Below are 13,150 nucleotides of genomic sequence, written 5' to 3' on the forward strand. Positions count from 1 at the left end.
AAATAAGATATTATGCTCCTTTACATGATATAGGAAAAATAATGATACCAAAAGAAATATTATTGAAAAAAGGTCCTTTAACAGAAGAAGAATGGAAAGTTATGGAAAAACATACAATATATGGTGGTGTTTTAATTGGAGATTCTCCAAAATTCAGAATAGCAAAGAACATTGCAATATATCACCATGAAAAATATAACGGTGAAGGTTATCCATATGGACTAAAAGGAGATGAAATTCCAATATGTGCTGCAATTGTTTCTGTTGTTGATGTTTATGATGCTCTACGTTCAGAAAGACCATATAAACGCGCATTTTCTCATGAAGAAGCTATAAATATAATATTAAATGGAGATAATAGAACTAACCCTCAGCACTTTAACCCTGAAGTTTTAAATATACTGAAAAAATACGAAAAAGATGTTAAAGAACTCTGGAATATTATTGATAAAAAATCTTCTAAACTATTAGAACTTTTAAAAAATATTGAAAAAATATGATATAATCCCATGTTAAATAATATTAAAAATTGGACGCTAAAAAAGGAGGATAAAAATGAAAAAAATCATAACACTTATTATTATTATCTTAACTACTTTAAGTTTTGCAACTATATCAGATATTTCAAAAGTTCGGGAATTAAAAGACTTACAAACTGTAACAATCAGGGGAATAGTAACCGTTGAACCTGGCCCTTTTGATGTCAACATCATTTTCTTACAGGATAAAACAGGTGGAATTAATCTTTATTTTAGAGGTGGCCAGTTTGAAAACGTAGAAAGAGGCGATCTTGTAGAAGCAAAAGGTTACTTATGGACACACAGAAACAATAAAGAACTTGTTTTAGAAAAAGATAATTCTTCACACTATTATAAAATAATATCAAAAAATAATCCTTTACCAGAACCAATTAAAATAAAAACTGTTGATATTAATAACGAAAATTATGAAGGAATGTTTTTAAAGGTTAAAGGAAAAATTGTTGAAATTGATAAATTCGATATGAGAAAAATATATATTGATGATGGTAGTGGTAAAGGTATGGTATTTATTAGAGAAAATACTGGAATAAATCCATCATTTTTTAAGGTTGGAATAAACATGGAAGCTGTTGGAGTATTAGGACAATACATGTCGTATTATGAACTCTGGCCAAGAAATATGAATGATATACATGTTGATGATGTATTTCCACCTGAAGTAAAAACATATGCAATTAAAGATAATTATATTTATGTTGAATTTAACGAACAAATTTTTGAAAATAGTATTATCTTAAACAAAACAGTTAGAGTTTTAAAATCAAATATTTTAGAATATGAATTGAGTATGGATAATAAAATTCTAAAATTAAAATTAGATTCATTAAATAATGCTTCAAAATTGGTTTTAAGATCAATTTCAGATAAAAATAATAACAAAATGGGAATGAAAATTATAAAGTTGAATTTAGAAAAAGATTCATATGCAAATAGAGTATTATTTGACAACAACCATGGTCAAACAGCAGGAAATGCAGATTGGGTAATCAATGGTGGATATTCAGATTTTGCAGATGCAGCAAAAAATCTTGGTTTAAAGGTTGAAGAAATAAAAGAAGATTTCAATGAAGATATTTTAAATATGTATAAAATTCTGATAATTCCAGAACCAAACAAACCTTTCAAAGATTTTGAGATATCAGCTATACTGAAATTTGTAAAAAATGGTGGATCATTATTTATAATATCCGATCATGGAAATTCAGATAGAAACGGAAATGGATGGGATTCGCCAAAAATTTTCAACACATTCGTTGAAAATTTTGGATTTAAATTTGCTGGAGATGATTTAGAAGAAGCACCATTAGCTTATGTTTATAATCATGAAATAACAAAAGGAATTAAAAAAATAGGTGTATGGAATGGCTCATCAATAAAAGTATTAAATGACAAAGTGAAAGTGTTAATTGCTAATTCTGAAAACAAACCATATATGGTTGTTACTACATATGGAAAAGGAAAAGTGGTTGCAATTGGAGATAGCTCTCCATTTGATGATGGAACTGGAGATACCGGCGACTTGCTCCACAATGGCTGGCAATGGGGAGATGATGCACAACTTGCTATTAATACAATTAAATATCTAACAAAATAACAAAACAAAGTTTCTCCAGTTCGCTTGAAGAATAAAACGTATAAATTAAAGATATAATACAAAAAATCCCCGTTTTCGGGGATTTTGTTATAAGAATTTATCAATAATTTCATCAATTAACTTTCATCAAAAATGTTTTCAATTAGCTTTTAATACAGCTAATGCCAATGATGCTAATTTTGATTCTGCGGTATCAGCCCTTGATACTATAACAATAGGCGCTTTTGCACCAAGAACAAGTCCAGCTATTTTTCCATTTGCCAAATATACTGCAGATTTTCCTAATACATTTCCTGCATGTATATCAGGAACAACTAATATATCAGCATTTCCGGCAACATCACTTTTTATCTTTTTAATTTTAGCTGCCATTTCACTTAAAGCATTATCAAGGGCTAATGGACCATCTACTAAACATCCTTTTATCTGCCCTCTTTTATTCATTTGAGTTATTATTGCAGCCTCAAGCGTTTCTGGCATGTCTGGATTAACTACTTCAACAGCAGCTAATAAAGCAACTTTTGGAGTTTCTATTCCCATGGAATGAGCTAATTCTACTGCGTTATTTATTATAGCAACTTTCTGATCTAATGTTGGTTTTATTATCATACCACCATCGGTAACTAATTTTAACGAATTCAATGCGTCTGTTTCTATTAATGCTACGTGACTTAATACACTACCTGTTCTTAATCCCCATTCTTTGTTTAATACAGCTTTTAATAATTTAGAAGTTTTTATTAATCCTTTCATTACTATATCAGCTGCACCAGAAGATACCAATCTTACTCCTTGTTCTGCAGCTTCTTCTTCTGTTTTAACATCAACAATATCAAATTCTTTATTTAATTCTTTTAGATGTTTTTCAATAATTTCTTTTTTACCTATTAATACAGGATCAATAAATCCCTCATCATATGCATTTGACACAGCTATTAATGCTTCTTTATCTTCTGCACCAACAACCACTACCTTTTTTTTACTAACAGTTTTTGCTTTTTCTATTACATCCTGTAATGTTTTCATTTTTTTGCCCCCTTTTATTCACCAATATATAAATTTATTGTTGTTATATTAGAATTTAACGTAGTTGAACTTTCAGAAATTAAAACAGAGCTGACATCAACATTTTGATTATCATCTAGACCAACATTAGTGTTAGACTGTAAAACCCCTATTTCTAAATTTTTTAATGGATCCAACTTTATTTTATTAAATTTGAAATAACCATCTTTATCTGTTATCGTTGAATATAATAATAATATTTTATTTAAGTCCTGTTTTTCCATAATTGCTACAACTCTATTGGGTTGTCCAATTTCAGAATCTTTATTGTTATATACATATCCGTCTATATCTTTATATGCTGCATTAGAATCTAAAACCATCCAGGTTCTAAAGAAGGGTGTGAATTCAATATTACCGTTAAGAGATACGCCCAAATCAAGATCTATAATAATATTATACTCCCTACCAGAAAGGACGTCTGTTGTATCTAAATCAATAGAAATTCGTGTGGAGTTTACTGAAATTTCTTTATTTCCTATATCTATTGTTGAATCCAGAGTTATTTCTATCTTTGAATTTTTTAACACACTTCCTTCATAAATTGAAATTTCTTTTAATTTTTTCAAATTTCCAGCAAGTGTTAGAAAGTCTATAGTTTCATTATTAAGTAAATAAATGGTTGTTGAATCTGAAGTTAATTTTATTTCTTTTACTAATATTTCTGCTTTTGAAATATTTTCATCTGGAGAATCTGTTAAATAGAATGTTATTTTTGATATTTTATCATTTGAATATGTTTCAAAACATGCTGTTAAAACAAAAGAAATTAATACTAACAAAATTATGAACAATTTTTTCATAAAATCATCCCCTTATAATATTAAACTGGTTATTATATTAAACTAAATAATATTGCTAATATTAATACTAATATTATTATAACATTAGCATATTGTGTATAAAAAGTTTTTGTATTTTCTGTCTGAACATAAAAATTTTCATTTGAATATGTTTTAATAGGAAGCGTTTTGACGATTCTACCATATTTATCGATTATTCCAGTAATACCAGTATTTGAAACCTGAATAAATGTTCTTCTATTTTCAACAGCTCTAAATATACTCTTTGAAAAATGTTGAATTAATGCTGTTTTATGACTGAACCAACCATCATTTGAAATTGCTATTAGAAATTGTGCACCATTTTTTACAAAGTTCCTTGATATTTCAGGAAAATAAGTTTCAAAACAAATTTGAACACTAAATCTTTTATTTTTTATATTTAGTGTGGAAAATTCCTTACCTGGAGTATAATAATTTACCAGTTTAAAGAATGAAAATATTCTAAATACACTTTCATATGGCAAAAATTCTGCAAATGGCATTAGTTTTATTTTATTATATATCTTTTCTATTTCACCATTTTTATTTATATATAAAGCACTATTATAAAACTCTCTTTTTTCAATATCAACAGTTGGAAAACCTATTATCCAATTTTTATTTGAAATTTTTACAGCTTCCTGTATTATTCTGAATATATCGGAATCTCTAATATCTCTTATAAATACGGCTTCGGGCAAAATTAGCAAATCAGTTTTATCATTATTTTCCTGTAAATAATTTGATATTTCAACATATGAGCTCCAAGTATTATCAGAATATTTTACTTCCTGTGGAACATTTGTTTGAAAAACACTAACCTTTATGTAGTTTTTATCTGTTTTTATCAATGGTAGTTTTTCGTTTATAGAAAAATTTATTATATATAATATACCTATTATTACAATTGCATATTTTTTTCTATTTCTATTGGGAATAAAGGCTATTATAGAATTAACAGTCAGTATTAAAATGGTTAATCCGATTGTACCTGTATATGGTAAAATTTGTAAAAATCCAGTATGTAAATACAAAGCATCCGAAAGGTTCCCCCCTGTAAAAGCAAAATCACCAAATTCTTTTAATATTTCTGCTGCTGCATATGAAAAAACTGAAAACAATATGAGCGATTTAAATTTTATAACTCTCGATTTTCTAAAATATAATTCACCTAAAAACCAGATAATATAATATGGCAATGTTAAAATAAATATCATTAGAAGAAAAGAAAGAAAACCTATATATCCTGGAAATGAATTAATTACCTCTGGAATATTTTTTGTCAACACAGGTATTTCCCACCATAATGTGGAAAACATTAAAGAATATGAATATAAAAAAACTTTAAATAATCTTTCAAAGGTACCTTTAGATTTTGAAAATGAATATAAAAATGGGGCTACAGAAAACCAGATAAAAAATGAAAAAAGGTTTCCGGGCATCGAAAGACCTGTTAATATACCAGAAATTAGTGGTAATAAATAATTCAGAAAAATCACTCCTCTATAAAACGAAAATCCGCAACATGAAATGTAGATAATCTATCATTTTTAGATTTTTTCCATAATATTTTTATTGGAGCTGCGAATTCTGGTTGCAATCTTCCTTTTTCTATCCAATATTTTGACTCTTCATTTCCATATATTCCTGGATTTGCAATAACGGTTAATTCTATGGGTTTATTTACATAATATACTTCATCTATGCTTTTTTCATTTTTTAAAATCTCTACAATTTCATCATATATTTCTTTAGGAGGATGTGGCTTGATGTTTATTAAAGCTATATTTTTTGATAAAGGTCCTATTATTTTTACGTTGGCAATTTCACGTTTATAATCATATTTATCTAAAATATCATGAATTATTTCATTTGCAAAAGAAACGGCTCTTCCATGATAGTCCATATTAACCAATAATTTCAATAAATGTTTTAATTTACAACCCTCTCTGTGAGCGTTTTCACCAACACGTCTTATATTTAAATTATATTTTTTCACTATCATTCTCAATTCATCTTTTGTTAATCCAATAATAGGTGAATATAGATTATTCATAACTTTTATGCACGTTTTACCCCATGAGTCTGATTGATTTGCTCCGGTTGCAACCAGATTATTTTTTGCAATATCCTTTACGCCAGACATTTTTAACTGTTTTGTACATTGATTGCAATTTGGCCCCTTTTTCATTATTTTGTATTGAGCCTGATGTTTGTCTGAAAATTCTATTTCTAATCCTAATTCTTCAGCGGTTTTTAATACAGACTCAACACTTTTTGAATATGCAAACGGACCAAACAAAACGTTTACCAATTTAACTTTTTCTGGGCCAAGTGCTTCTTTTGCTAAAAAAGCTGCTATGGTACTGTCCATTCCTCCAGAAAAAGCTACATATAAAGTATTGTCTTTTACAATTTCTTTTATTTCAGCTTTAATCTGTTCTATTTTCAAATTTAAACTTGCATCCATTTTAATGATATCTCATCACTCCTTATATATAAATTTGCATAACTCATTTCACAAAAAGCACCTGGATTTATACATCTTATCCCATTGATAATTATATCGCTTTTTCTATGTGAATGACCATAGATAAGGATATCAATTTTTTGAAATCTTTTTATTAATTTTTCAGGATCGCCCCAACCAGCTTGATGACCATGAATCATACCTATATTATAATTTCCTAATCTTATAACCCTTTTTTCCGGTAAAGCATATTTTATATCATAATAATCAACATTACCAAAAACTCCATAAAATATGGGTTTTTGTGCTTGGAAATAAAACAAAACATCTTCCTCTACAAAATCACCTGTTGCTATTACATAATCATATTCAGAAAAATTAATTTTCCCTAAATTTTCGTATCTATTTCTTGTTGGAATATGTATGTCGGAAATCAATAGAATTTTTATCATATTATCACCCATAGCTATTATACCAAATTTATTTAAAAAAATCATTCATATTTTGAATAAAATATAAAAATTTTTCTTAGGGACTTGATTAAAATACAATTTTAAAGTATAATATATGTTGAGACGCACCTGTAGCTCAATTGGATAGAGCGTCGGACTTCGGATCCGCAGGTTGGGGGTTCAAATCCCTCCAGGTGCGCCAATTCCACTAATACACGTAGAAATAGTAGTAAAAAAAGGGAGGTAAGATTTATGGCAGAAGTAGAAGTATTAAAAGTTGCTGCGAACTCAAAACCTATAGCTATAGCAGGAGCATTAGCCGCAATTATAAGGGAAAAGGGGAAAGCCGAAATTCAGGCTATTGGTGCAGGAGCAGTTAACCAGGCAGTTAAAGCTGTGGCAATTGCAAGAGGTTATGTTGCGCCAAGTGGTATTGATTTAGTATGTATTCCAGCATTTGTAGATGTTAAAATCGATAGTGAAGAAAGAACTGCTATTAAATTTGTTGTTCAACCAAGATCATAACAATTAAAAAAAGTGCCAGCTGGCACTTTTTTTAATTGGAGACTTTAATATATAAGATACAAGGTCATTCTTGTTCTGTTGTATTTTCTTCAAAGAAAAACCTTGTAATTTTTTGTACAGTTTCAAAAACATCTGCCTCTTCTTTTTCTAACTCAGTATCTCTTGATATAACCAGAATATATTCTAAAATGCCATTTTTTAAATATGGCATAATATATTTTATATTAAATACTTCATAATATGCTTTTTGCTCATCTGTAAAATTAAATATATTAAAAGCCTTTCCATCATTTAAATTCTTTTCCATATTTTCGAAAAGTTCTAATTCATCTGGAAGGCTTAATTTTCCGAATTTTTTTAGCAATTTTTTATCAGTAGAGTATAAACCGGCTGTGGAAAAAAATATTTCAGAAATACTGCTTAATAATGTATCCATAAAAATTTTTTCGTCCATTTTTTTTGATAGCATTCTTACAATACTTTCTATACCGGATAATTGATATGAGAGTCTGTCAACAACCATTTCTAGTCTATATTTTTCATATAATTCTTCTTCTTTATCAAATAGCATACTTATCATTCGTATCATATTTTTATCCTTAAATTTTCCATCAAAAAGAAGATATGTGTTAAATGGGAATCTTAATATATTAACTTCTTCAAGTTTTAGAAGTAATTCTTCAAATGTATCATAAGACAATTGTTCTGGATTATATCCTTTTGAATCAAGAATAATCCATTTATCCTTTTCTGAACGTACAATAACCATTTTTGTACTTTTTGATTCTTTTAGTAACAAATCCCCAAGTATATTATAAAATGAAGGTGTTCCAAGATATATGGCTAATTGATATACAATATTATTCATCAATATTCCCCCTTTATATATTTATACCCTCAAAATTATCATAAAGAATTTTTATATAACTACCGATTTTATCAACCTCTTCTAATATTTCTTTAGTATTGATTAAAAAGTTTTGTATTGAAGCACTTATTTCCTGTGCTGTTGCTGCACTTTCTTCAGATATTGCAAGTAAGCTTTCTATATTTTGTGTGGTGTTTTCTAATTTTGATTCTTCCTCTTTTAACCTGGATATTAGTATGCTCATTTCAGATGAAATTCTTGAAATTTCTTCACTTGCAACTTTATTTTCAGTTGAATTATGTTTTAACATTTCCGATTGTTTTTTCATTTCATTGAATTCATTTGTAAGTTTTTGGGTTAAATCGTTTATTCCTGCTGAAACAGAACTTAAAAATTCTGATATATTATTTGCTGATTTTTTCGATTCTTCTGCTAATTTTCTAATCTCATCAGCAACTACAGCAAAACCTTTTCCTGCTTCGCCCGCTCTTGCAGCTTCTATTGCAGCATTTAAAGCTAATAGGTTTGTTTGTTCTGCTATACTCATAACAGCTCCGGCAATTTCTTTTATTTGTTCGGCTTCATTTTGAAGTTTATCTCCAAGATCAACCAATTGTTTAAATCTATCACTCATTTCCAATATACCATTAGAGGATTCTTCAACGTTTATAGATGAATCTATTATTGACTTTACAGCATTATTCAAAGAATTTACCATTTCGTTCTCTTTCTCTACTATTTCAGATAATGTTTCAACATTAGAATTTATAGCTTCAGATACATTTTCTGTATCAGAACTAATCTGTACTGATGTATCTGCGACCTGTTGTGCAAGGTCCTGCATAGTATCAATTAAGTCCTTTAAATTTTGAGCAGAGTTTGTTACAGAATTTACAGAACCCTCAATTTCCTGAACATCTCCGGTAACTCCAAGTAAAATTTTTCTTAATTCATCGGTTAATACATAGAATTCATCGGTAATTTCAGAAATTTCTTTTGCACCTTTTACTACAACAGGATAATCAAAATTTTTATTTTTATAATTTTTAAATATATCTTTTATTATATTTCTACCTTTTCTATAATCAAAAACACCTAAAAAAGTTAAAATTCCCATAATAATAGCTGTAAATAATCCAGCGAATAATTTATTATCAATAAATGTAAAAGAAAAATAAGATATTATAAATGCAAAAATAGGCATTAATACCACGAACAACTTTTCAAATGTTTTAAAAATACCTAAAGATAATATATTAAAAATAGACATTTTTTCAATTTTTACATAAGGCTTTTCACCAATAATTTTAACCTTTAAAACATTTAAACCCTCTTCCTGCTTTTCTTCAACTTTGATTACTTCAATTTTTTCATTAAAATAATCAGATACTCCTTCAATTAGTCCAAGAAAATACGGAGAAAAATCCCTTTTAGATTTATAGGTTAAATAAGCACTTTTTTCATTTATTGGTTCATAAATAATGCGTGGAGGAACTAATCCTTTCAATCTTCTTGTTAGTAATAAATGGACAGTATCCATTGCTGCTAAGAATGATAATGCAGATGGTTTTTTAAAGAAAAGAGGATACCATCTTGAGAAAGTATTTATATTTTCTCTACCGGTTTTTTTCATCATTTCAAAACGAGATATTCCTACTGAGTCTGCAATATCTTTAATAATCTTTTCCAGTAAATTTTCATCAAAATCAGCTAAAGGATTTCCTTTATCGGTTTTATCAATATTATTTTTTTTCAATACTTGTTCTATTTTATCTTGACCAAAAAGATTTTCCCATGTTTCAATCCATGTAAAAACTAATAATTTTTTCATGGTATCAACTCCTATTATAAAATTTAAATTAATTTTCATATTAAATTATACCACATTTTTTATTTTATGTTATAATATAATTTGTATATCGGGGAGTAGCGCAGATGGTAGCGTGTCAAATTCGGGATTTGAAGGTCGCCGGTTCGACTCCGGTCTCCCCGACCAAAATGGCCTGGATAAAATCCAGGCATTTTTAATATAAAAGATAAAACCGGAATTACCCGGTTTTATCTTTTATACCCAGTTATATTTCTTAAAAATTCATATCTTTTCTTTTTATCTTCTTCTCCTTCAACTCCTAATGGCGATTGTCCATCAACAACTCCAATGACACCTCTTCCTAAATCTGTTTCAGCCACCAATACCTGCAGAGGATTTGCTGTTGCTGCAAAAATATTTACAATTTCCTGAATTTGTTTTAATCTCGAGAGTATATTTATAGGATACCCGTTTCTTATTATCAAAATAAAAAAGTGTCCTGCTCCAACATTTTTAGCATTTTCTATAGCAATCTCTATTAATTCTTTATCATTTCCATCAAATCTAACCAATCGTGGTCCGCTTGCCTCATTGAAAGCAAAACCAAATTTCATTTGTGGAACTGTTGTTACGATAGTTTCATATATATCTTCAACCGTTTTTATAAAATGAGATTGTCCAACAATAACATTACAATCAGATGGAAATTTGATATCAACAGCCTCAAATTTTAAATTCATTAATGTCACCTCCGAATTTATTTATTTTTTCCCAAATATTATTTATTTCTTTATTATGTTTTTCAAATAATTTTAATATTTCTGGAAGGAAATGTTCAGGCATTGTTCTATTATCTCCTTTTAATATAATTTGAACAGTTTTTTCGTGAGAAAAAGCTTTTTTATAGGGTCTATTATCCCTTAAAGCATCATAAATATCAGCGACTTTAACTATTAAGGCTTCAATAGGGATTTGATCACACTTTAAACCAAATGGATAACCACTACCATCACAATTTTCATGGTGATATAAAGCTATATTTAATGCTTCTTTAAAGTAATCGTCGCCAGATAATAATTTTTTTGAGTATAAAGGATGATTTTTCATCTCTTCCCATTCTTCATCGGTTAGTTTATCTTTTTTAGTAAGAATTTCATATGGAATATATACTTTGCCAATATCATGAAGTGGTGCAAATTTTCTTATTTTGTTGATAAAATTTTTGTCGTATCCCATTTTTTCTGCAATAAAAGCGGATATTTCTCCTACTCTATATATATGTTTTCCTGTGATATCATCGTGTCCTTCAGCTATAGAGGCTAACTTTTCTGCAAATTTAAAATAAATATTCTCTATTTTAGTCATTTCAAATTTTTTGTTTAAAAATATTTTTGCAAGATTTGCATAAGCTTTAAATATTTTTTTACTTTCATTTGAAAAACCTTTTTCATCGGGTGTTTCCAATGAAATAAGTAATAAGCAACCTTCTAATTTTGAAGAATATAACATTGCATATTCAAATTTTTTTGTAGCTTTTTTTAAACTATTATAAATTTCTGTATCAATATTTTCTTTGTCTATTTCAAATATTTCATTGTAAGTTATAATTTTTACTGCTTCATAGAAATCAGAAAAATCAAAATTATTAACAGGTATATTTAATGATTTTAATATGTTAATATCATGTCCAACAGCAGCTATATATTCCCATTTATTATCTTTTAAAATTGACATACTCCCATATTTTGCTTCTTTTATATGAAGAATTAAATGTTCTAAAACAGATTTGAAATATTCATCTATATTTAAATTTTCATTATCTATTTGATTTATTAAAGATAAAAAATTATAAAAAGTTTTATTAATCTTTTCATTAGTGGAATACATCAACTTTAGCTGATTATTTAGCATTTTTAAATTTGTAATAGAAGCTGTTACGCTACTCAACAGTTTGCTATAAGATATGCTTATTTCATTAATTTCTTGGAGATTTGATGTAGGTAAAATAAAGCCTTCAAATTTTTGTTTATTAAGATTTAATGTAAAATCTTTTATTATTTTGGATAATGCGTTTATAGGAGATATAACTTCTTTTATTAAATACCTTTTTAAAAGATAAAGAATAATAAATATTATAATGAGAAAAGATAAAAAGTACGAAATTGATCTTATAAAAGCCTTTTTAATAATATTTTTATCATCAAATTGATAGACTAAATAAATATTATTTATTTTAGCATAATAAAAAGTTTTTCCATTTTCCTTTATTGAGCCAAAATCATTTATCAAACCTTTTTTTATTAAATCATTCATTTTTTTTACATTTGAATTATTAAAAATAACTTCCCCATCATTATTTATAATATATAAATTTTCATTTTCTTTTAAATTAAAAGTTTTTAATATTTTAAGTAAATTATCATATTTTAAATCAAAAGCTAAAACACCAATTAATTTTTTGTTTTCATTAAATACAGCTTTAGATATAGTTATAACTATTTTTGTCTTTTCAATATCAGCATATGAATTTGTAAGAGAAAACTCTTCTTTTAAAGCATATTTATACCATTTTTTATCTTTAAAATTAAAATTTTTTGGAATACTGATTTCAGGATAAATATATAACTGTCCAGATTTATCGGCAAAAAATATGTATTCTATATCTGCTTTATAAAATTCGTATGTTGTTTTTAATATTTCATTTATATTAACATTATCGCTGCTTTTTATTTTATCAGAAACTGTATTTAATAAGTTTACTTTATTTTGAAGGTTTAAATTTATTATTGATTTTAAATCTATTATTTTTGTTTTTATTAAGTTGGTTTCATTTCTAATATTCATATAATAAATTTTTGCAGAAAAATATGTGGATAATAGTAAAATAGGAATTAAAAAATATATGAACCCAATTTTTATAAAAGCTTTTTTTATATTATTCATTACTTTCACCACCAAGATGTTTATTACTTTAATTATAACATAAAAAATGCTTTTATA

General features: G+C 27.1%; 12 protein-coding genes and 2 tRNA genes. 5 read left to right on the plus strand and 9 right to left on the minus strand.

What is annotated here, in order from left to right; genetic code table 11:
• Together XO12_RS08995 and XO12_RS09000 are read left to right on the plus strand one after the other, a co-directional pair.
• The coding region (locus tag XO12_RS08995) for an HD-GYP domain-containing protein (RefSeq protein ID WP_175420153.1) at positions 1-500 on the plus strand (500 nt) is incomplete at its 5' end.
• A 55-nt stretch (positions 501-555) separates the two neighbouring features.
• Complete coding sequence (locus XO12_RS09000; protein ID WP_175420154.1) at positions 556-2,136, plus strand: DNA-binding protein; 1,581 nt, start codon at positions 556-558, stop codon at positions 2,134-2,136.
• A gap of 138 nt (positions 2,137-2,274) precedes the next feature.
• On the opposite strand, the gene XO12_RS09005 is transcribed toward XO12_RS09000, so the two are convergent.
• Genes XO12_RS09005 through XO12_RS09030 form a run of 5 tightly spaced genes read right to left on the minus strand, consistent with a single transcriptional unit; the run spans position 2,275 to position 6,947 of the window.
• Entirely contained in the window at positions 2,275-3,162 is an 888-nt protein-coding gene (locus XO12_RS09005) for a bifunctional enoyl-CoA hydratase/phosphate acetyltransferase (protein WP_047266855.1), read from the minus strand.
• A gap of 14 nt (positions 3,163-3,176) precedes the next feature.
• Positions 3,177-4,004, minus strand: coding sequence for a DUF4382 domain-containing protein (locus XO12_RS09010; RefSeq protein WP_047266854.1), 828 nt, complete (start codon positions 4,002-4,004; stop codon positions 3,177-3,179).
• A gap of 32 nt (positions 4,005-4,036) precedes the next feature.
• Entirely contained in the window at positions 4,037-5,467 is a 1,431-nt protein-coding gene (lnt, locus tag XO12_RS09015) for an apolipoprotein N-acyltransferase (RefSeq protein ID WP_254867717.1), read from the minus strand.
• Positions 5,468-5,520: 53 nt separating this feature from the next.
• Complete coding sequence (locus XO12_RS09025) at positions 5,521-6,495, minus strand: ExsB family transcriptional regulator (RefSeq protein WP_047266853.1); 975 nt, start codon at positions 6,493-6,495, stop codon at positions 5,521-5,523.
• A complete protein-coding gene (locus XO12_RS09030; protein ID WP_175420157.1) occupies positions 6,480-6,947 on the minus strand; it encodes a metallophosphoesterase family protein in 468 nt (155 codons plus the stop codon). The genes XO12_RS09025 and XO12_RS09030 overlap by 16 nt, the downstream gene beginning before the upstream one ends.
• 125 nt (positions 6,948-7,072) lie before the next feature.
• Between XO12_RS09030 and XO12_RS09035 the strand changes: the two genes are divergently transcribed.
• Both XO12_RS09035 and XO12_RS09040 read left to right on the plus strand, forming a co-directional pair.
• Positions 7,073-7,149, plus strand: a tRNA-Arg gene (locus tag XO12_RS09035).
• 50 nt (positions 7,150-7,199) lie between these two features.
• Positions 7,200-7,472 (plus strand): stage V sporulation protein S, encoded by a 273-nt coding sequence (locus XO12_RS09040; RefSeq protein WP_047266852.1) that lies wholly within the window; start codon positions 7,200-7,202, stop codon positions 7,470-7,472.
• Positions 7,473-7,536: 64 nt separating this feature from the next.
• Here XO12_RS09040 and XO12_RS09045 read toward each other — a convergent pair whose 3' ends face one another.
• Entirely contained in the window at positions 7,537-8,340 is an 804-nt protein-coding gene (locus tag XO12_RS09045; protein ID WP_047266851.1) for a hypothetical protein, read from the minus strand.
• Between the two features lie 13 nt (positions 8,341-8,353).
• The gene (locus XO12_RS09050) at positions 8,354-10,171 is read right to left on the minus strand and encodes a heme NO-binding domain-containing protein (RefSeq protein ID WP_047266850.1); all 1,818 of its coding nucleotides are present in this window, start codon (positions 10,169-10,171) and stop codon (positions 8,354-8,356) included.
• 89 nt (positions 10,172-10,260) lie between these two features.
• On the opposite strand from XO12_RS09050, the gene XO12_RS09055 reads away from it, so the two are divergent.
• Positions 10,261-10,336: transfer RNA gene (locus XO12_RS09055), tRNA-Pro, on the plus strand.
• A 62-nt stretch (positions 10,337-10,398) separates the two neighbouring features.
• Here XO12_RS09055 and XO12_RS09060 read toward each other — a convergent pair.
• Both XO12_RS09060 and XO12_RS09065 read right to left on the minus strand, forming a co-directional pair.
• Positions 10,399-10,890 carry an adenosine-specific kinase gene (locus tag XO12_RS09060; protein ID WP_047266849.1) on the minus strand — a complete coding sequence of 164 codons (492 nt, stop codon included), beginning with the start codon at positions 10,888-10,890 and terminating at the stop codon, positions 10,399-10,401.
• Positions 10,874-13,093, minus strand: a complete 2,220-nt coding sequence (locus tag XO12_RS09065) for an HD domain-containing phosphohydrolase (RefSeq protein ID WP_175420158.1) — start codon at positions 13,091-13,093, stop codon at positions 10,874-10,876. Before XO12_RS09065 ends, XO12_RS09060 begins: the two co-directional genes overlap by 17 nt.
• Positions 13,094-13,150: the final 57 nt, after the last annotated feature.

This window comes from Marinitoga sp. 1154 (assembly GCF_013363285.1).
Classification (GTDB): Bacteria; Thermotogota; Thermotogae; order Petrotogales; family Petrotogaceae; genus Marinitoga.

Excerpts from the sequence above, each read along its gene's own strand:
- XO12_RS09000 (WP_175420154.1), top strand. The coding sequence starts at position 556 with ATGAAAAAAATCATAACACTTATTATTATTATCTTAACTACTTTAAGT.
- XO12_RS09005 (WP_047266855.1), bottom strand. The coding sequence starts at position 3,162 with ATGAAAACATTACAGGATGTAATAGAAAAAGCAAAAACTGTTAGTAAA.
- XO12_RS09010 (WP_047266854.1), bottom strand. The coding sequence starts at position 4,004 with ATGAAAAAATTGTTCATAATTTTGTTAGTATTAATTTCTTTTGTTTTA.
- lnt (WP_254867717.1), bottom strand. The coding sequence starts at position 5,467 with ATGCCCGGAAACCTTTTTTCATTTTTTATCTGGTTTTCTGTAGCCCCA.
- XO12_RS09025 (WP_047266853.1), bottom strand. The coding sequence starts at position 6,495 with ATGGATGCAAGTTTAAATTTGAAAATAGAACAGATTAAAGCTGAAATA.
- XO12_RS09030 (WP_175420157.1), bottom strand. The coding sequence starts at position 6,947 with ATGATAAAAATTCTATTGATTTCCGACATACATATTCCAACAAGAAAT.
- XO12_RS09040 (WP_047266852.1), top strand. The coding sequence starts at position 7,200 with ATGGCAGAAGTAGAAGTATTAAAAGTTGCTGCGAACTCAAAACCTATA.
- XO12_RS09045 (WP_047266851.1), bottom strand. The coding sequence starts at position 8,340 with ATGAATAATATTGTATATCAATTAGCCATATATCTTGGAACACCTTCA.
- XO12_RS09050 (WP_047266850.1), bottom strand. The coding sequence starts at position 10,171 with ATGAAAAAATTATTAGTTTTTACATGGATTGAAACATGGGAAAATCTT.
- XO12_RS09060 (WP_047266849.1), bottom strand. The coding sequence starts at position 10,890 with ATGAATTTAAAATTTGAGGCTGTTGATATCAAATTTCCATCTGATTGT.
- XO12_RS09065 (WP_175420158.1), bottom strand. The coding sequence starts at position 13,093 with ATGAATAATATAAAAAAAGCTTTTATAAAAATTGGGTTCATATATTTT.